Origin of the sequence: Wolbachia endosymbiont of Laodelphax striatellus, assembly GCF_007115015.1 — a bacterium.
GTDB lineage: Bacteria > Pseudomonadota > Alphaproteobacteria > Rickettsiales > Anaplasmataceae > Wolbachia.
Map to the genome: position 1 here is coordinate 1,457,324 of NZ_MUIX01000001.1, position 17,641 is coordinate 1,474,964.

The window sequence follows — 17,641 nt, forward strand, 5'->3', positions numbered from 1 at the left end:
AATGAGAAAAGTGATAGGCCATACCCAAGCAAAAAAAAAGATAATGAACAACTTGTCTGTTCAATCTTGGCTGATCTGTGGTAAAAAAGGCATAGGAAAAGCAACACTTGCACAATCCTTTTCTAATTGGTTTCTTATCAAAAATTACGATGAAGTAGCATTAGACTTACACATTGTTGAAGGTGATACAATAGGAGTGGAAAAGGTGAGAGAAATGAAAAATTTTCTGTACCTAAGCCCCATTCAATCAGAATATAAGATAGCTATAATAGATAGCTTGGAGGCAATGACTAGCAATGCTAAAAATGCAATATTAAAGATATTAGAGGAGCCGCCAAAAAATTCTAAAATATTTGTAATTAGCCATAAGCCATATGATGTACAAGTCACTATTAGGTGTAGGTGTTTTCAGCTAAATTTACTTCCATTAACTTACGATGAAACAAAGCAAATTGTTTCATCTCAATGTAAATTTGACGATAAAATATTTAGTGAAATCATTACTTTATTTCCTGGAACTCCGGGAATAATAATAGATGCAATAAACAGTGGTGCTTATGAGTCACACAAACATTTTTATACACTTTTCTATAACCTAAATAATTCCGATATAATTCACAAAATAATTAATAGTGAAATTGAGTTAGAACTAGCATCGCATATAATTCAAACCTTTATTTTAGAAAGTATAAAGAAAGAAGTAAATAATGTTGAAATTCTACTAAGTCAATGGAAAGAAATAGATGAGCTTTTCGTTGCTGCAAAGCAATTTCGCTTAGATAAAAAGCATGTTTTAGCTAATATAGTTAACATCATGACACAAAAATGTAATACTTTTTACATAAATTTATGATAAAATTCTGCTAATTTAATACTGAAAGTATATAACTTGAATGATAATAAATTAACTGTATGGCAATCAATAGAAGTTTTAACAAACACTGTACTGAACATGCAGAAAGAATTGAGTTTAATCAAGAATACATCTTTAGATCAAGACGTCACTTTAGAAAAAGGGAAGGAGCTATCAAGTGGCATCTATGAGGCAAATTTTCAGCTAAACAAGGCAATCAATATAGCTACTTTGCCAAAAATTGGCTATTATATGCTCAGTAGTGAGCTTGTTGTACGTAATCATATTACGAAAGAGGAAGTAAAGATTCCTAGAGATTTTCATTATCTTAAAGTTATTAAACTCAATCATGATGACTATAAACTAACGTTTTGTAATTTTTTAGGTAATGAGTTTTTTGAATATAAAAAGTATGATCCACAATATTCTGATCTTTCAGATGAATATAAATTCGTGGATTTTGGTAGTGTAAAAAAGACTAATAATCTAAAATTTAAGGAGTATGTTGGTCATGCACCTAAATTTTTTGCTGTAGAAGGTCTTATTGAGCCTGGATCTGAAAACCATGTAATTGATCTATTTGAGCTAGTCAGAGACGGTAAAGGCAGAAAAGTGGGAACCCTTGCTGATGAATTTGGTTATTTTGATGATCAAAATAAATTACACTACTATAATTATCACAAAAGTGCAGAAAGTAATACTTATGATCCTGAAAGCTTCAGTGTAAAAATGATAAATTTAGATGTGAAGAAAATTGATAAATTTCACCTTATTGCAGAACAAGGTGATATAATCATTCATCCTATTTTGGAAAATTTAGACATATTTTAAAGTTTTTTTAGAGTTATTATAATTAGGTTATGGAAGTTGAATCAGTAAAAAACAAAAGTTATTTCAGGAAAGCAGTAGAATGGTATTGCCACAGATACCTGTTCTGCGTTGTAGAAAGATCTTGGATGGCGTTAATAGCGTTACTTCTCTTAGTATGTTTATTTTTATCATTACTAAACATATACCTATTACTTCCTGTTAAAAAAGATTTAAATTTTGTGAAGTACACGAACCACACAGAAGATGAGTTTTCTACAATACATAAACTTAGTTTTAGTGAAAAAGAAGATGAATACACTTCCATAGCAAGGTACTTGGTAAGTCAATACGTTGAAGCATACGAGTCCTCTCAGATCGTTGAATCAAAGTATCAAGAAAATTTTATAAAAAACAATTCTATATATAAAATCTATCAAGACTTTCAGGAAAAAGTAAACGATGAAGCTGTTTCATCCACAAGAAAAATTACCAACATAAACGTAACAACATTATCTATTGACCGGTTGACCAAGAACTTAGTTACATTTGCTGGAAACGCTACTGTAATTTTTACAGCTGAGCAAAATAAGAAAACGAAAGATTATGCTGTGGAAGTTAGCTTCACTTTGTCAAATATAAAAGCAACTCTAGCTGGAACAGTACCATTTAAATTTATTGTTAATAATTATAAGTATAGATGATTACTGAAAAAATAATTACAGTACACGCAGCAGTAAGAACTGGAGGTAAAACTAGAAGGATTGGTGTCTTTTTAATAAAATAATTTCTAGAAGGTTTTAAGAAAAAAGCATTGTAAATTATCGGTGAGAAGTATAGAGCGTTGAGTATAGTACTGACAATTAACACCAGAGCTACAAATATAGAAAGTGTTACATTACTAGAGTTAAAAACAGCTTGAAAGATGAGAAATTTGCTCCAAAAGGTCGGAGCAGGAGGTACTCCTATCATGGATAATGCACCTATGGTAAATGCTGTCATGCTAATTGGCATACTACGTCCTATACCGTGAATTCTATCTATATATTTTTCACCCGTTTTTGTTATTATGCTACCTGCAACAAAAAATAAAGTAATTTTTGCAAACGCATGGCAAACTAATTGAAAAATTGCAACCCTCATACTGAGTTCACTAAAAATTGAAGCAAACAATATAATATATGACAACTGAGAGATAGTAGAATAAGCAAGCAATTTCTTTAATTCCTTTTGCTTTAATGCAATTAACGATGCAGTAATAATAGTAAATCCAGCAGCGTACGGAAGCCATCCTCCAGCAAACCAATTTTGCTGCACAAAACGTTGCATGGTATCGACGCCAAAGGTGTATAATATGACTTTTATGATGATGAAAACTCCGGATTTCACAACAGCAACGGCATGTAGTAGTGCGCTTACAGGAGTTGGTGCAACCATTGCTTTTGGTAACCAAAAATGCATCGGCATTAACGCAGCTTTTCCTATCCCATAAATTAGCATAGCAAAACACACTGCAATAAAAGTTATGAGTGAAGTATCAAATTTGAATATTCCACCACTTACAAAATCTAAAGTATGAAATTCATTATATAAGAGGCCTATTGCGGGAAAAAATAATACCAAAGAAGAGAAAAACAGCACACCAAAGTAATAGCGCCCTGCAACCACTGACTCATTTGTTGAGTTGTAAGTAACAAGAGGGTATGTACTAATAGTTAGAAGCTCATAAAAGACAAATATAGTGAGCAAATCTCCAGAAAAAGCAATAAACATTGCACAGCTAATTGATATTGAAAAAAAGCATAGAAAACTTGAGTGATTGCTATCAGCATAGTTATTCTGCATATAACATATTGTATATATACTGGTCAGCACCCATAAAAATGATATTAATAAACTGAATATTAATCCGGTAGACTCTAGCTTTAAACTGATGTGCAAATTATTACCAAAATCCATGAGAATAAATTGAGAATGATCACCATATACCCAATATAAAGTGCACAGACACGTATACGTAAACAGAAGTACAGAAGAAATGACAGTAATACTATTGTTCACTCCTGGCCATTTACCAGTAAAAAAGATAACAAAAGCACTTAAAAGCGGAATCAACGCAGTAATTAATAAGTAATTCTCAGTAATTGAGAATGGTAAGGAAAGATACATTAAGATATAGTCCATTAAATTTTCTGTTTAGGTAAAGCTAGAATTATATTCAAGTTATAGAGAATTTGCTATTTTTTAGTTGTATATCGGAAGTGTTAAATAAACCATACGCATCAAGTTAAGAAGAAGTGGCGTAAGGAAGAAAGGAAATAAGAAAAAACTATTTTATATATTAATTAATAAAGGAGAATGTTCAAAAAAGTGTGTCAAAGCGAATTTTTAGTTCAACTCAATTTTCAATCTGTGGGGAAAGAAAATGTCAAGCTGAGATATAGTTAATATGTACAGGCATTGTCCACTTTTCCTCCACCTTCCTTATAGCACAATATACCAACTTGTACAAGGCATTTATGCTAGTGAATGCTCCCTTGGTCTTGGTAAATTTCCTGATTTGCCTATGCAATCCCTCAATTGGATTGGTGGTATAAATTAGCTTTCTAACAGGACCAGAATACTTAAAATAAATTTTCCCAATTGTTTTGCCACGATTTTATGACCAAAGGATATTTTTCGCTCCATCAGCTCAAGTAAATAATTTTCAGCAATTTCTCTGCTTGAAGCCTGGTATACTTTCTTCAGATCACTCATGAAAGTTTTTGCTGGATACATATTTCAGTAAATTTTTTATCTGATACACTATACATTTCTGCTTTAGCTATTTATAGCTGCAGGAAAACTTTTTAATACATCCATCCTCTACTCCTCTTTCTTTTAGGTCATTTGTACCAAAATACACTTCATCTCTTATCAGACGGTTCTGTTTATCCAAGTATATTATCAGGACAGCTTCTTTTGCTGAAAAGCCTATGTTTACCCTACATACTCTATCAGCTTTTCTTGGCTATCCATTACAGGGCCTCTCTTTAATCCTTCTCTGAGTGCTCTTTTATAAGCTTCTTTAACACATTCAATTGCTGTAGCTGCATGTTCGGTCATTCCTTCTATCATTTTCAGATCATCGATTTCTCGTCCCAAAATTTCTCCTATTCCTGGGCAGTTATCCATTAGAGTTTTAGTAACATCTTGTGCTTGCTTTCTGTCATGAACTGCTCCTAGAAGCACTGACACTATCTCACGATCAAATAAAGCACTTCCTCCTCCGCTTTGTAGTACTCTCTCTATTTCTTCTGTAAGTTTTTCACTATTATTCATAAAATATACTCCTCGTTAATAACAAATTGTTTTTAAATGTTTACTGCTACTTTTTTAGCAGTCTTGGCATAGAGCCATAGCTTCCGAGTGAAGTCAAATCAATTTCTCAATCTTTTTTACTTATTTTTTCATTAAAAAATTAAGATGTTAATAGATGCTTATTTATCTAATTGAAAGATTAATTCTTCATGTAAAAAAAATTGTTATTAATCAATTATTTTAGAAATAGCATCAGTAGAAAAACCTACTGAAGTAAATTATTTGCAACTTTCATTTCCTCTGTTTTCTAAATCTTTTCTTTGTAAATTTGCTTTCTTTGCAATAAAAATTCTACCCATGTATCCAGCTCATCTCGTGATTCTTGATTGTCAATTTTTCTATATTTTCTAGCCAAACTTAATAACTCATTTTCTCCTTCACCATCTTCATAATGATCTTCTTCATATTTCTTCATCAGATCTTCAACATCCACTTCTTGCTATTTCCCATACTCAAAATAGTCTTGTTCATAATGATGTACCTGCGAGGGTCCTACATTAAGCTTTTTTGCTTTGCGTATAGCCTTCTTCCACTTTTTTATCTCTTGTCCTCTGTTTGGCTCGTATCTCTCTTTATCAGCATATTCTTCAATTGATAAGCCTGTTGCTCGATAGATAATCTCAGTATCAAGCCCTGCTTTAACTAGATCCTTTGCAATTTTTATTCTTGCTGCTTTTATATTACTTTCTTCCTCAGTTCGGACAAATGCATAAATTGCTTTGTGTCCTCCTGTTTTTTTGTATCTTTCTATGAAGTTATACATTTCCTGAACCTTATCTTTGTCAAAACAACTGTTTTCTTTTAGTACTTTTCGTCTTGGAAAGAGATTTCTAATAGGGATTGATAACGACTCTGCTAGGATTTTAACTTTTCAGTTGGAATACCACATGTTCCTTGCTCATATCTTAGCAGCGTGTGGTAGTTTATGCTTGTTTTGTCTACTAAGTCTTTTAGAGTATATTTTCTCTTTAACCTCCAGCTCCTTACTTTTTGCGCTATTTTGTACCTTATCGAGATATTTGCCATCATTACAGCTGCTAGCGATTACTCACGAAAACAACCATATATACCTGATTGTAGACAATTTGAGTATGATTTTGTTTATTTTGGATGTTATTAAAAGTAAAACTTTTGGCAATAGCAAAGATCCTATTTCTTTTTATCAGTCAATCAATTTTAACAATACAACTTTTTAATTTATTATTATATTGATTTTGAATTTTCTTTACATGAAACGAGGGATTCTAAATTAACCTTCTAGTTTCCTATATGTAAGCATAGAAATATTTGAATCTTCCAATAATTCCCGAACTTCTTTCTCAGTAAATTTTGCAACTGATTTGTTTTTCGTAGCTAAACTTTCAGAAATACCTTTTCTCCTTTCGATAATGCCTAAATCTTCAAAGTTAACATCAAAATAAAGTAGTTCTAAAATTTCTGCAGCAGAGTTAGATACTTCTTCCTTTGTAATATCAAAAAGTGCTATACAATTAGGGTCAAAAAGTGAAAAGCTTTCTTTAATGTCACTATTTCGCCTTACTAACATTGCATGTCCACTACCATTTAGACGAGTAAAATATAGAGTTGCATAGTATCCAGGTTTTACTTTATCTAGATTTTTGCTAAGTATTGCGCTGTTTATTTTATGTTTTCCTGTCGTTCTATCTTGAACCATAATACATTTATGGTCTTCACATGAAACATAATCATTAGGGTAGCAACCATGACGCTCATAAAATAACCTTTCTCTATACCATCTCCCTCGTCGAAAAAATGATGCATCAGAAGAAATCATATCTAATAACTTTTTTTTCTCATCATTTGTAAGTTTTTTTTGTTGATTAGCAAAAACTTTGCTAAAAGCCACGCTATTCCGCAAATAATCATTTTTTATCACCCAGTCACACAATATCTCACATAGTCCTCTTATATATCCCTTTTCTTTCGACATACTAAAGTCTGATAACACTTCCACAAACATACGTAAATACGGGCTACTTAATGAATAATTACTTTTTATCCAATTAGGTATAATCCACCATAACGGGTCAAAATTATAAAATTCCCTAGGTTTTCCTTCTAGAACGTGAAGTTTAAAATAATGACTCTTATGCTTATTAACAAAGTCAATCAAGGGTCCTTGAAAAAAAGTAATAGCATTTTCCAGTTTTTCATCACTTACTATACCTTTTAAGCATTCTTTAAAAGTAGGCATATTGTTACCAAAAGTATAACCTACATCTATATTGGCATTACAATGCTAACAATACATTAATGCTATAAAATTCACATATGAAATGGTAACAGAAACAGTTAAATTATTGATAGAATTGACATATCACAGACGTTATAATAAACTCAGAATGAAATTTAACTATTAAGATTAAAGTGAGCCTAGAAGTATGAGTGGTGTATTTTATTACAAAGAGTTTAATGACCATGATTTAGGTGATAATGAAAATCCTTTAGGAAAAAAGTTCAATGAAATCATTAAAGATTTAGAGGAAAATAAATATACAAACCTGGGAGGTATAAAATTAATAAAAGGCGATGGAGATGTTAAATATTTTCGAGCTAAATTAAGTGACAGCGACAGTTTACTATTTACGAGTATAAAGCATAATGACAAAGATGCTTTTGTTATTTTAGAAGTAATTCTAAATCATGATTACCAAAAATCTAAATTTTTAACAAACAAAGAAAAAATAAAAAACATACACATAGTAAATCAAAGCGATAAGGAAATTTCTTATAATGCAGATGAAATAGATACTCCACAAGACCATTGATGGGGAGAGAGGGTACCGTTTGTAAAAAGGCTACTGGAAGCGAGTCTGGAAGGTGAAATAGTATCCACTGAAAGAGAAGAAAAGAATCGCAGAAACGGAAGAAACTTTGCGGACAAGTGGAAGGTAATTTGAGTTATTAACGCCAAGGAATAGGGATGGAAGTTTTGAACCACAGATAGTGAAAAAAAGGCAAATAACAGAACTTGAAGCAAAGGTTTTAAGCACATAAGCTAGTGGCATGGGGTATAGGGACATAGCATCGCATGTAGAGGAGATACAAAATATCTGCAGCAGAAATATCCCATATTACCCTGCCGTTAATCAATGAATGACGCAGTCGTCCATTACAATCTCAATAGTATTCATGGTTTTTCAAAGTCAAGGAGATTGCGTAAGTAAATGCATGTATAATATGTTAGCAAAATGGCAGAAAAGAAGTACTAGGCTTTTATTTAGCCGAAAGTGAGGTTCTGGTTAGGAGTGTTAAACGACCTAAAAGAAAGAGGAGTAGAAGATATTCTGATTGCATGTGTAGATGGGCTAAAAAGCTTTCCTGCAGCCATCAACAGTGTATTTCCCAGTGCAGAAGTGCAGCTATGTATAGTACATCAAATAAGAAATTCTCTGAAATATGTATCCAGTAAAGATGTAAAAGTTTTCATGAATGATCTGAAAAAAATATATCGTGCTTCAAGTAAAGAAATTGCTGAGAATTATCTGCTTGAGCTGGAAGAAAAATGGGGAGAAAAGTATCCTTTAGTTATAAAATCCTGGCAGAACAATTGGGAAAACTTATCCAGTTATTTTAAGTATTCTGGGCCAGTTAGGAAGCTGATTTATACCACTAATCCAATTGAGGGGTTGCATAGACAAATCAGGAAATTTACTAAAACTAAGGGTTCATTTACTAGTACAAATGCCTTGTACAAACAGGTATATTGTGCTATAAAAAAGGTAGAGCAAAAGTGGATTATGGCTCTCCCTAATTGGGCTTTAACTATGTCTCAACTTGATATTTTCTTTCCAGATAGATTGAAAATTGAGTTGAACTAAAAATGCGGCTTGACACACTTTTTTGAACGTTCCCACAACTGGAGAAGTTTTACGGGTTTAAGCAAACTGCCTGCCAATAAAAAATAAGATAATTTCCTTAGAAGAATCTATAAATTATTAAACTTTCTGCAATTCTTTAATCTCACTTACGGAAAGATCAGTAAATTTGACAATAGTATCAATATCAACATTATTAGCCAGCATCGCTTTTGCTACTTCAATTTTCCCTTCAATTTTACCTTCCTCTCTAGCGTCATCAAGTTTTTGAGCGAGGATGGCTTCTCCTTTACGTAGATCCATTATTCTCTCTTCATAAGCTACTAAATCTTTTTCATTCCAGCGAAACCTATCTAATTCATCATATGCTAGCTTTATTATTGGTGATTCCTTTGCTATTTTCTTTAAATCTTCATCTGTGGTTTCTTCTGCATATTTAAAAAAGAAACACCATCTTTCTATTGTGCTTTCTAACAGCTCTACTTTATTTTTTGCAAATTTAGGTAATTCAATGAAGATAAATTGCAAATCTTTTAAGTAGTGTCCATTGGTTTTTATATCTCGTATATTATGAGTAGAAATATAGTCAACTTCTTCAGGAAGTAAGTTACAATTAGAAATAGCAATAAAGAAGACCTTCTTTAAGTCAATGTAATTTCCAGATTTATCTAATTGCCTTGAATAAGCCTTGGCAGCGTATAATTGAGCGCGTTTTTCAAAGCCTTTATCACGAGCTAGCTGCATTTCAATTACAAATCTATTACCAATAGAATCTTTGCAAAGGACATCAACAATACTTTGTTTATCAGAGGCAATCTCAGGATCCATGATAGTACTGAGAAATTCAATTTCTTTTATTTTATTACTTCCAGAAAATCCTAAGATATCGTTCAAAAAGTGTATAAGAATGTTTTTATTTTTTTCCGTTCCAAAAATTTTTTTGAAACATAAATCATTCCTAGGATCAAGAAATTTAGAAATAGCCATAATATTCAGAGAAAGATTAACAATTGTACACTATTCTGCACAAATATTCAATCTTTTTACGTCTATAGAATGGCATAGCTTCTTTAAAAAACTGCCACTCCATTTTATTTACTTCTCAGTCTCTAAGCAACAGCATGTCCTTTATTAGTTACAACTTCGGCATCACTGTTTTTAAGTGAATTTGAAGGCTTATTAAAACAATATGTAGCTGCAGCAGCAACTAGACAGCAAGCTCCAATTACTGCTATTGTCCCTGTTACTAACAAACTAGCTTGGAAGACGAAATGTGCAATTAGTGCAGCAGGTATTGCAATCGTTGCTAGTGTTATAGCTATAGCCGATACCTTATTTTTATTAACTTGTCTAGAATGATCAACATTATGTGTAAGCGCAAGATCTAGCATTTCTTTAACATCGGTACTAACATTATTAAAATCGAAAAGAAACTGAATAAGCTTTGGAAACTTACTATCATTTAATGCTTTAATGAACGCTTTTGCTCCTTCTTCACCAACATTTTTATCCCATAAAGTAAGTGAAGTAAGGTTTGTAAGATTACCATTAGCTAAAGCTTTTGCTCCTTCATCACCAATATTGTTAATTGACAAACTAAGTGAAGTAAGGTTTGTAAGATTACCATTAGCTAAAGCTTTTGCTCCTTCTTCACCAATATTGCTCTTATACAAACGAAGTGAAGTAAGGTTTGTAAGATTACCATTAGCTAAAGCTTTTGCTCCTTCTTCACCAATATTGTTAATTGACAAAGTAAGTGAAGTAAGGTTTGTAAGATTACCATTAGCTAAAGCTTTTGCTCCTTCTTCACCAATATTGTTAATTGACAAAGTAAGTGAAGTAAGGTTTGTAAGATTACCATTAGCTAAAGCTTTTGCTCCTTCTTCACCAATATTGTTAATTGACAAAGTAAGTGAAGTAAGGTTTGTAAGATTACCATTAGCTAAAGCTTTTGCTCCTTCTTCACCAATATTGTTATTTGACAAAGTAAGTGAAGTAAGGTTTGTAAGATTACCATTAGCTAAAGCTTTTGCTCCTTCTTCACCAATATTGTTATCCCATAAAGTAAGTGAAGTAAGGTTTGTAAGATTACCATTAGCTAAAGCTTTTGCTCCTTCTTCACCAATATTGCTCTGACACAAAGTAAGTGAAGTAAGGTTTGTAAGATTACCATTAGCTAAAGCTTTTGCTCCTTCTTCACCAATATTTTTATCCCATAAAGTAAGTGAAGTAAGGTTTGTAAGATTACCATTAGCTAAAGCTTTTGCTCCTTCTTCACCAATATTGTTATTTGACAAACTAAGTGAAGTAAGGTTTGTAAGATTACCATTAGCTAAAGCTTTTGCTCCTTCTTCACCAATATTGCTCTTATACAAACGAAGTGAAGTAAGGTTTGTAAGATTACCATTAGCTAAAGCTTTTGCTCCTTCTTCACCAATATTGTTAATTGACAAAGTAAGTGAAGTAAGGTTTGTAAGATTACCATTAGCTAAAGCTTTTGCTCCTTCATCACCAATATTGTTAATTGACAAACTAAGTGAAGTAAGGTTTGTAAGATTACCATTAGCTAAAGCTTTTGCTCCTTCTTCACCAATATTGCTCTTATACAAACGAAGTGAAGTAAGGTTTGTAAGATTACCATTAGCTAAAGCTTTTGCTCCTTCTTCACCAATATTGTTAATTGACAAAGTAAGTGAAGTAAGGTTTGTAAGATTACCATTAGCTAAAGCTTTTGCTCCTTCATCACCAATATTGTTAATTGACAAAGTAAGTGAAGTAAGGTTTGTAAGATTACCATTAGCTAAAGCTTTTGCTCCTTCTTCACCAATATTGTTATCCCATAAAGTAAGTGAAGTAAGGTTTGTAAGATTACCATTAGCTAAAGCTTTTGCTCCTTCTTCACCAATATTGTTATCCCATAAAGTAAGTGAAGTAAGGTTTGTAAGATTACCATTAGCTAAAGCTTTTGCTCCTTCTTCACCAATATTTTTATCCCATAAAGTAAGTGAAGTAAGGTTTGTAAGATTACCATTAGCTAAAGCTTTTGCTCCTTCTTCACCAATATTGTTATCCCATAAAGTAAGTGAAGTAAGGTTTGTAAGATTACCATTAGCTAAAGCTTTTGCTCCTTCTTCACCAATATTGTTAATTGACAAAGTAAGTGAAGTAAGGTTTGTAAGATTACCATTAGCTAAAGCTTTTGCTCCTTCATCACCAATATTGTTAATTGACAAAGTAAGTGAAGTAAGGTTTGTAAGATTACCATTAGCTAAAGCTTTTGCTCCTTCTTCACCAATATTGCTCTGACACAAAGTAAGTGAAGTAAGGTTTGTAAGATTACCATTAGCTAAAGCTTTTGCTCCTTCTTCACCAACATTTTTATCCCATAAAGTAAGTGAAGTAAGGTTTGTAAGATTACCATTAGCTAAAGCTTTTGCTTCTTCTTCACCAATATTACAATTGTTGAGAGAAAGTTGTGTGATGTTTCTATTTTCTTGCAAAAAACTTACCAATTTCTTAATTTCTAATTTTTTATTGCTCAAAGAATGGCAAAAAGATAGTTTGTTGCCTTGAACATGCTCGTTGAAACTCATTTTTATGCCTCACTCAATATTATTATAGTTATTCTAGAAGGTATTTTAGTAATTATCAATTTTATTAGCATAATAATTTACAGAAAGCACTGGATTCTATAGCACCACAAAAATTTTGTTTATTTACTTTTCCTAAAATCGCAAAAATAAAGTACTCACCTTTGTGAGAACAGCTTAAATAAAAGCAGGGTTGTAAAAATAAAAGCTTGGAACTTTTGCAACACAGCTCAACAAATTGGTTCATATGTGAATTTAGCGAAAGTGAGCCAATATAGCTAGTTTTAGCGTATAATGAAATCACTATATAAAAAAGTTCGTATGGTACACATGGTAGATCAATGGATACCAAAGAAAAAATTTCTCACGTTTCTTGACTTTAACCACTGGGAATAGTTATTTTATTTAAGTTGCGAGTAATATTTTGTATAAGTATTAGTAATACTTTCTTAGAAATTCTAATTTATTTAGATTTTAATCTTTTGCTAAAATTAAGAAACTGTAGTGAACTGTAGCCCTTAATTCTATTAAAAATTTAGTTGCTTTTTAAGATTCTATTCTATCAAGCGATAAAATTCTCCGATTATTAAGCTCATTTTTATATATTTCAACATTGCTTTCACTACTTTTTTTTAGATTATACAGAAAGTCTAAAGTTTGTTATATTAGTTTTGCTATATATTATTTTAATAATAAATTAATCAATAAATGTTAGAATAGATATAACTAAATTGATTAAGTAATGTTTATGAATACGAAAAAACATATTTTTAAAATGGAGCCCGGACCAAAGTTTTCATGCGTCATACCTCTACTAGGTACCAAATGGTCTCAAATTGAAAGTCCTATTATGAAAAAAGTCAAGCTTATACCACTCAGTGAAGAAGACAATGAACTAGAGTTATCGATAAGACTGTGTAGCAATTTTCTTAAGAATAAAGTGATGCAGTGTATAGAAGAAAAAGAAAATCGAATGGTTTACCCTGGTGTGCCTGGTTATCTTGAGAGGAGTAATTCGTTTGCATATGACAATGGTAGATTAGTTAAACTATCATCAGAATGGGTACCTGAGGATGATACCGCGTATGTGCAATTTTTGGCAGAAGAATTGCAGTACAAATACTTAACATGGGAGGAATTGGGTATTGATAACGATAAATATTATTTTTCAGATATCGAGGGAAATATAATTGATTCACCTCACAATAAGTTATTACAATACAGTATGCCGCATTATTATGCAGCAAAAGTGATAGAAGATATGACATTACTTAAGATACCAAAAAGTGTACTAACATCATCAGAGTTCTCCAAAACTTTTCTTAGGAATTTAACAGAAAATCAGTTAGAGATTCTTGTCAATCTTATCAGTGATGAGAAATTGAAGACTTTAGTAAAGAACTTATCAGATAAACAAATACCGGTTCTAGCAGAGAACTTATCAGATAAACAATTCCTAGTTTTAGTAGATCATCTAACCAATCACCAATTACAAACTTTTGCTCACACGCTAGATCCAGGAAAGTTACAAATAATAACCCCCTTATTAAATAAAGATCAGCTTGCAAACCTAGTAAAAGACTTAAATCTAGATCAAGTAAGAGAAATTTTCCCTCACCTTAAAATGGATCAGTTTCATGAAGTTGTTAAGACAATGAGCAATGATCAGTTTATAGAATTAATAAAAGATGCACCTGAGAAAGCTATAAACACTATTTTAGACGAAACATTAAAAAATCGACTTCCAAACCTAGTACACACTTTAGAAGAAGATAGATTACATGATTTAATTAATAAGTTAGACCACGATAAACTTGCAATAGTAGCTCGAGAGTTAACTGATCCTAATAAGATTCAGATGGTTATTAAGTCTTTAGCTAACAACCCAGAAAAACTTCAAGCTTTTGCTCATAATATGTCTCATGAGCAGTTTAAAGAACTTTTGGATAGCATAGATACAGAAGAGCTTAAAGATATTATTCACAAACTGCCTCACGAGAAAGTCATATCTGTGATTGGCAATCTTGACAATAAAGATCGGTCTAATGCTATTATTGATGCATTGCAAGAGAAATTTGACAAACAGAATGAACATCACAAGGAATTAATGGATATGCTCAAGCAAATCAAAGATGATATGCCAGAAATTGGGCAGGCTCCAGACTTTACAATAGTAGACATTAATAATGACTCACTGTTATTTGTATAGTAGTGATTTATAAAGATAAGTAGTTTTTTATAGGAGGTAACTATTATGAGTAAAAATACAGAATTATATTCTAGTGAAGCAGTTGAATTAAAGAGTACATTACCACTTTCGAAGCAGCCGACATTTGATAAACCAAATTTTGCAATACCAGAAATAAAGAAGATTATTACTGGAAGCTTACCAGATGGGATTGATATAACCAAGGTCATGAAAGAAAAAGAGATTAATGCTATACCGACGATCACGGTAAGCGTTAAGAATCTTAAAAATTTTTATGATGGTCTGATGAAAAGTATTAATAAATATAACGGCGATATAAGTGAGGCAATTACAAATGGCGTAGTAACACCACTGTCATCAACTATAGAAAACATAGGCATAAAGACAAACGAGATAGACAATAAACTTAAAGATCTTCAGGCTAGACTTGATGAGATACCAGAGATTGGAGAAGCTCCTCCATTACTCCGTGTTGCTGGTGAAGAGAACGGATTGCTTTAATAAAAAAGGTCATTGCCATGACTGAGTTAATTTTAAAATTTTATAGGAGCTAACATGAGTAACAACAATAAACAAGAAAGCGAAAATAACTTTGAAGCAATAAATCAGATGAGCGATTTCAACTTTAAAAAAATAGACCATATAGAAGTTGAAGTTAAACCTGCAAACTTTGAGGACATCGCAAATAAAATTGCAACAATTCATTACGTCTATCAAGTGATGGATAAGTTAGTCTACGATTTAAACGAGAAGTTTGTTGTTGACTTAAATGTCTCACTTATGAACAACATAACACAACTTCGAGGAGAGTGTCTTGATATGAACCAACACTTAGCCGAAGGTTTATCTCATTTGAATCAGTTAATTCATAACAATTCACAGGATGGATTTATTGATAATAATCAAAATTATAAAACATGGACAGAAGAACTTGATCACCTAAGGGGAGAAATTGAAGGATTAAAAGCAGCAATAATTGACCATAATAACGTAGAATGGGAAGCACCAACTCACTCTGATCTATTTCAGTAGTTAAATAGCTTGCTGGCAGGCTGTTTTTACATGCCTTGCAATTATTTAATATTAAATCTCATTAGAATGAGAAGCTTTTGAGTATTTTAAAAGGGAATATTGAAAAGATGTTTGGGAGAGTAGACCGGCGGAACTTCCCCACCAGTCTCTCGCAAAACTGCACGTAAACCTCTCGGTTTATACAGCTTCCATTATTTAGCCTTTTGACCCTAACCCAAGCGTCCAATGATGGAAAATATTTGGAGACCTCTTTCTCACTTTTCCTAGAAATTGCCTTGCTAGTCTTCCGTGTTTTCGAAGTCTCTTATATTTTGTCCTGGCCCATTTTATTAGGTATCTCTCTATATTCCTGAGAGATGGATACATCTCTGATTTATAAAACCTGCCATAGTACTGAAACCAGCCTCTGACTATTGGATCTATCTTCTTCGATATCTCCTCCAGTGTTGTATATACAATCCGGTGTATTCTCCACGACCTTATCGTTTTAGTAATCTTTTTCTTGGCTTTATTGCTAATTGCCGGTAAAAATGAGACTGTTAGCTTATTGTTCTTTGCTAGTCTAGGTCTAAACGTATATCCTAGAAAATCAAAACTTTGAGCTGAAAACTCACCTTTCCTACTATCATCCTTACAGTACACAATTTGCGTCTTTTCAGGATGCAACCTTAGCTTAAATTGTGCCAGTCTTTCCTTAATTACTATTCGCATAAAATCTGCCTGCTTCTTAGTTTTGCAGTGCACTATCACATCATCTACATACCTCTCAAATGGTATTGTTGGGTGTTTTTGTCTCATCCACTCATCAAATGCATGATGCATAAATATGTTTGAAATGATTGGGCTAACTGAACCTCCTTGCGGAACTCCCTTATCCCTAACTACCTTACTGCCATCTGCAAGTTGTATAGGGGATTTCATCCACCTTTCAACGTATAGTATGACCCATTTACAGTCTGTATACTTTTTGATAGCTTGCAATGCTAACTCGTGGTCCAAATTGTCGAAAAATCCTGATATGTCAAGATCTATCGTCCAGTCATACCACCAGCATCTTTTTCGTGCCGTTTCTACCGCATCCAGTGCAGATTTGTTTGGTCTATAACCATATGAATCTTTATGAAAATACGGTTCTACTAACGGTTCAAGATACATTGTAACGGCTGTTTGCGCTATCCTATCAAATACTGAAGGAATGCCTAAAATTCTTTGTCCTCCTTCAGTACCTTTTGGTATTGCAACAGTCTTTACAGACTCCGGAAAATAACTTCCGGATGACATTCGATTCCATAATTTATACAGATTATCTTTTAGATTCTCTTGAAACTTTGTTATCGAAATATCATCTACACCAGCAGCTCCTTTATTTTTCGATACTTGTTTATAAGCTCTCCAAATAAGTTGCTTTGGTATATCAAAAGACTTTGTTTTATTCATTAACTCCTCCCTTTCGGTTGATAAATAATTAAAACTAAATAATCCAGCCCCTTCGCTCCATTTCCATTACAGAAATTTCCTTACTACTACGAGCTGGTCCGCCCCTGTTTTCCGCATCGGTACTTTCATCCTCAGAGATCAGCTCCTTGAACTTTTCCCTTATCATCGAAATGACAGGTTCCCGTAGTTCCACACAATAGCCTAAAACAGCTTCATGCCATCTCTATGCCGGATGCCATCTATCCAGTAAACAAGCTCCCGATAGATTCTTCCCAGGTCAACTCATAGTCCCTGGTTTTGACATCTTCAAATCCTTTCGACACTTTCTCAATGGTTCACTTACGTTCATCTCTCTGTTTCACACATGACGCATAATTGCGCCTTTTCCATAACGCTCACTACCTTGGCTCTTTACCAAAGCAGCTTATGGTTGTTTGAAGCCTGCTCTTGTAAACCGGCTCCGAGGGGCCCACCCTCATCTATTGCGTAGCTTTTGTTTCTACGGCACACATGA

Annotated in this window: 17 protein-coding genes and 2 pseudogenes; 8 read left to right on the top strand and 11 right to left on the bottom strand. The window is 32.7% G+C overall.

What is annotated here, in order from left to right:
* The first annotated feature begins 1 nt into the window (after window position 1).
* The 3 genes from BVG17_RS07075 to BVG17_RS07085 are packed head-to-tail and all read left to right on the top strand — an operon-like array spanning window position 2 to window position 2,364.
* On the top strand, window positions 2–853 hold the full coding sequence (locus BVG17_RS07075; protein ID WP_063631110.1) for a DNA polymerase III subunit delta': 852 nt from the start codon (window positions 2–4) through the stop codon (window positions 851–853).
* A gap of 36 nt (window positions 854–889) precedes the next feature.
* On the top strand, window positions 890–1,684 hold the full coding sequence (locus BVG17_RS07080) for a hypothetical protein (RefSeq protein WP_063631111.1): 795 nt from the start codon (window positions 890–892) through the stop codon (window positions 1,682–1,684).
* 29 nt (window positions 1,685–1,713) lie between these two features.
* Window positions 1,714–2,364: a VirB8/TrbF family protein gene (locus BVG17_RS07085; RefSeq protein WP_063631112.1), complete on the top strand. Its 651-nt coding sequence runs from the start codon at window positions 1,714–1,716 to the stop codon at window positions 2,362–2,364.
* Here BVG17_RS07085 and BVG17_RS07090 read toward each other — a convergent pair.
* From BVG17_RS07090 to BVG17_RS07115, 7 genes and pseudogenes are all read right to left on the bottom strand, one after another.
* Window positions 2,342–3,844, bottom strand: a complete 1,503-nt coding sequence (locus tag BVG17_RS07090) for a proton-conducting transporter transmembrane domain-containing protein (RefSeq protein ID WP_063631113.1) — start codon at window positions 3,842–3,844, stop codon at window positions 2,342–2,344. The two genes, BVG17_RS07085 and BVG17_RS07090, sit on opposite strands and share 23 nt — an antisense overlap.
* Before the next feature lie 204 nt (window positions 3,845–4,048).
* A pseudogene (locus BVG17_RS07095) lies at window positions 4,049–4,550 on the bottom strand (transposase); the annotation flags it as partial.
* An 89-nt stretch (window positions 4,551–4,639) separates the two neighbouring features.
* Window positions 4,640–4,981, bottom strand: coding sequence for a DNA repair protein RadC (locus BVG17_RS07100; protein ID WP_241654199.1), 342 nt, complete (start codon window positions 4,979–4,981; stop codon window positions 4,640–4,642).
* A gap of 286 nt (window positions 4,982–5,267) precedes the next feature.
* Window positions 5,268–5,435: a hypothetical protein gene (locus BVG17_RS09745; protein WP_241654200.1), complete on the bottom strand. Its 168-nt coding sequence runs from the start codon at window positions 5,433–5,435 to the stop codon at window positions 5,268–5,270.
* 24 nt (window positions 5,436–5,459) lie between these two features.
* Complete coding sequence (locus tag BVG17_RS09750) at window positions 5,460–5,783, bottom strand: hypothetical protein (RefSeq protein ID WP_241654201.1); 324 nt, start codon at window positions 5,781–5,783, stop codon at window positions 5,460–5,462.
* Between the two features lie 92 nt (window positions 5,784–5,875).
* Window positions 5,876–6,046: a helix-turn-helix domain-containing protein gene (locus tag BVG17_RS09755; protein WP_241654202.1), complete on the bottom strand. Its 171-nt coding sequence runs from the start codon at window positions 6,044–6,046 to the stop codon at window positions 5,876–5,878.
* Window positions 6,047–6,269: 223 nt separating this feature from the next.
* On the bottom strand, window positions 6,270–7,235 hold the full coding sequence (locus BVG17_RS07115) for a hypothetical protein (RefSeq protein WP_063631114.1): 966 nt from the start codon (window positions 7,233–7,235) through the stop codon (window positions 6,270–6,272).
* Between the two features lie 187 nt (window positions 7,236–7,422).
* Between BVG17_RS07115 and BVG17_RS07120 the strand changes: the two genes are divergently transcribed.
* The gene (locus BVG17_RS07120; protein WP_063631115.1) at window positions 7,423–7,809 is read left to right on the top strand and encodes a hypothetical protein; all 387 of its coding nucleotides are present in this window, start codon (window positions 7,423–7,425) and stop codon (window positions 7,807–7,809) included.
* A gap of 3 nt (window positions 7,810–7,812) precedes the next feature.
* Window positions 7,813–8,862 (top strand): annotated as a pseudogene (locus tag BVG17_RS07125) (IS256 family transposase); the annotation flags it as partial.
* A 117-nt stretch (window positions 8,863–8,979) separates the two neighbouring features.
* Here BVG17_RS07125 and BVG17_RS07130 read toward each other — a convergent pair.
* On the bottom strand, window positions 8,980–9,846 hold the full coding sequence (locus BVG17_RS07130; RefSeq protein ID WP_063630518.1) for an Rpn family recombination-promoting nuclease/putative transposase: 867 nt from the start codon (window positions 9,844–9,846) through the stop codon (window positions 8,980–8,982).
* Between the two features lie 122 nt (window positions 9,847–9,968).
* Window positions 9,969–12,452: a TomO hydrophobic C-terminal domain-containing protein gene (locus BVG17_RS09760; RefSeq protein WP_241654203.1), complete on the bottom strand. Its 2,484-nt coding sequence runs from the start codon at window positions 12,450–12,452 to the stop codon at window positions 9,969–9,971.
* A gap of 745 nt (window positions 12,453–13,197) precedes the next feature.
* On the opposite strand from BVG17_RS09760, the gene BVG17_RS07155 reads away from it, so the two are divergent.
* The 3 genes from BVG17_RS07155 to BVG17_RS07165 are packed head-to-tail and all read left to right on the top strand — an operon-like array spanning window position 13,198 to window position 15,690.
* Window positions 13,198–14,658 (top strand): magnesium transporter, encoded by a 1,461-nt coding sequence (locus tag BVG17_RS07155; protein WP_063630981.1) that lies wholly within the window; start codon window positions 13,198–13,200, stop codon window positions 14,656–14,658.
* A gap of 45 nt (window positions 14,659–14,703) precedes the next feature.
* A complete protein-coding gene (locus BVG17_RS07160; protein WP_143688886.1) occupies window positions 14,704–15,159 on the top strand; it encodes a hypothetical protein in 456 nt (151 codons plus the stop codon).
* 54 nt (window positions 15,160–15,213) lie between these two features.
* Complete coding sequence (locus BVG17_RS07165; RefSeq protein ID WP_063630979.1) at window positions 15,214–15,690, top strand: hypothetical protein; 477 nt, start codon at window positions 15,214–15,216, stop codon at window positions 15,688–15,690.
* A gap of 195 nt (window positions 15,691–15,885) precedes the next feature.
* On the opposite strand, the gene ltrA is transcribed toward BVG17_RS07165, so the two are convergent.
* Together ltrA and BVG17_RS10030 are read right to left on the bottom strand one after the other, a co-directional pair.
* Window positions 15,886–17,127 carry a group II intron reverse transcriptase/maturase gene (gene ltrA, locus BVG17_RS07170; protein ID WP_143688863.1) on the bottom strand — a complete coding sequence of 414 codons (1,242 nt, stop codon included), beginning with the start codon at window positions 17,125–17,127 and terminating at the stop codon, window positions 15,886–15,888.
* Window positions 17,128–17,161: 34 nt separating this feature from the next.
* Complete coding sequence (locus BVG17_RS10030) at window positions 17,162–17,293, bottom strand: hypothetical protein (protein WP_255447030.1); 132 nt, start codon at window positions 17,291–17,293, stop codon at window positions 17,162–17,164.
* Window positions 17,294–17,641 lie beyond the last annotated feature (348 nt).

What these genes read in the sequence shown, in the direction of transcription:
- BVG17_RS09760 (WP_241654203.1), bottom strand. Translation starts at nt 12,452, where the DNA reads ATGAGTTTCAACGAGCATGTTCAAGGCAACAAACTATCTTTTTGCCAT.
- BVG17_RS07155 (WP_063630981.1), top strand. Translation starts at nt 13,198, where the DNA reads ATGAATACGAAAAAACATATTTTTAAAATGGAGCCCGGACCAAAGTTT.
- BVG17_RS07165 (WP_063630979.1), top strand. Translation starts at nt 15,214, where the DNA reads ATGAGTAACAACAATAAACAAGAAAGCGAAAATAACTTTGAAGCAATA.
- BVG17_RS09755 (WP_241654202.1), bottom strand. Translation starts at nt 6,046, where the DNA reads ATGGCAAATATCTCGATAAGGTACAAAATAGCGCAAAAAGTAAGGAGC.
- BVG17_RS10030 (WP_255447030.1), bottom strand. Translation starts at nt 17,293, where the DNA reads ATGATAAGGGAAAAGTTCAAGGAGCTGATCTCTGAGGATGAAAGTACC.
- BVG17_RS07090 (WP_063631113.1), bottom strand. Translation starts at nt 3,844, where the DNA reads ATGGACTATATCTTAATGTATCTTTCCTTACCATTCTCAATTACTGAG.
- BVG17_RS07115 (WP_063631114.1), bottom strand. Translation starts at nt 7,235, where the DNA reads ATGCCTACTTTTAAAGAATGCTTAAAAGGTATAGTAAGTGATGAAAAA.
- BVG17_RS09745 (WP_241654200.1), bottom strand. Translation starts at nt 5,435, where the DNA reads ATGAAGAAATATGAAGAAGATCATTATGAAGATGGTGAAGGAGAAAAT.
- ltrA (WP_143688863.1), bottom strand. Translation starts at nt 17,127, where the DNA reads ATGAATAAAACAAAGTCTTTTGATATACCAAAGCAACTTATTTGGAGA.
- BVG17_RS07085 (WP_063631112.1), top strand. Translation starts at nt 1,714, where the DNA reads ATGGAAGTTGAATCAGTAAAAAACAAAAGTTATTTCAGGAAAGCAGTA.
- BVG17_RS07075 (WP_063631110.1), top strand. Translation starts at nt 2, where the DNA reads ATGAGAAAAGTGATAGGCCATACCCAAGCAAAAAAAAAGATAATGAAC.
- BVG17_RS09750 (WP_241654201.1), bottom strand. Translation starts at nt 5,783, where the DNA reads ATGTATAACTTCATAGAAAGATACAAAAAAACAGGAGGACACAAAGCA.
- BVG17_RS07120 (WP_063631115.1), top strand. Translation starts at nt 7,423, where the DNA reads ATGAGTGGTGTATTTTATTACAAAGAGTTTAATGACCATGATTTAGGT.
- BVG17_RS07160 (WP_143688886.1), top strand. Translation starts at nt 14,704, where the DNA reads ATGAGTAAAAATACAGAATTATATTCTAGTGAAGCAGTTGAATTAAAG.
- BVG17_RS07130 (WP_063630518.1), bottom strand. Translation starts at nt 9,846, where the DNA reads ATGGCTATTTCTAAATTTCTTGATCCTAGGAATGATTTATGTTTCAAA.
- BVG17_RS07100 (WP_241654199.1), bottom strand. Translation starts at nt 4,981, where the DNA reads ATGAATAATAGTGAAAAACTTACAGAAGAAATAGAGAGAGTACTACAA.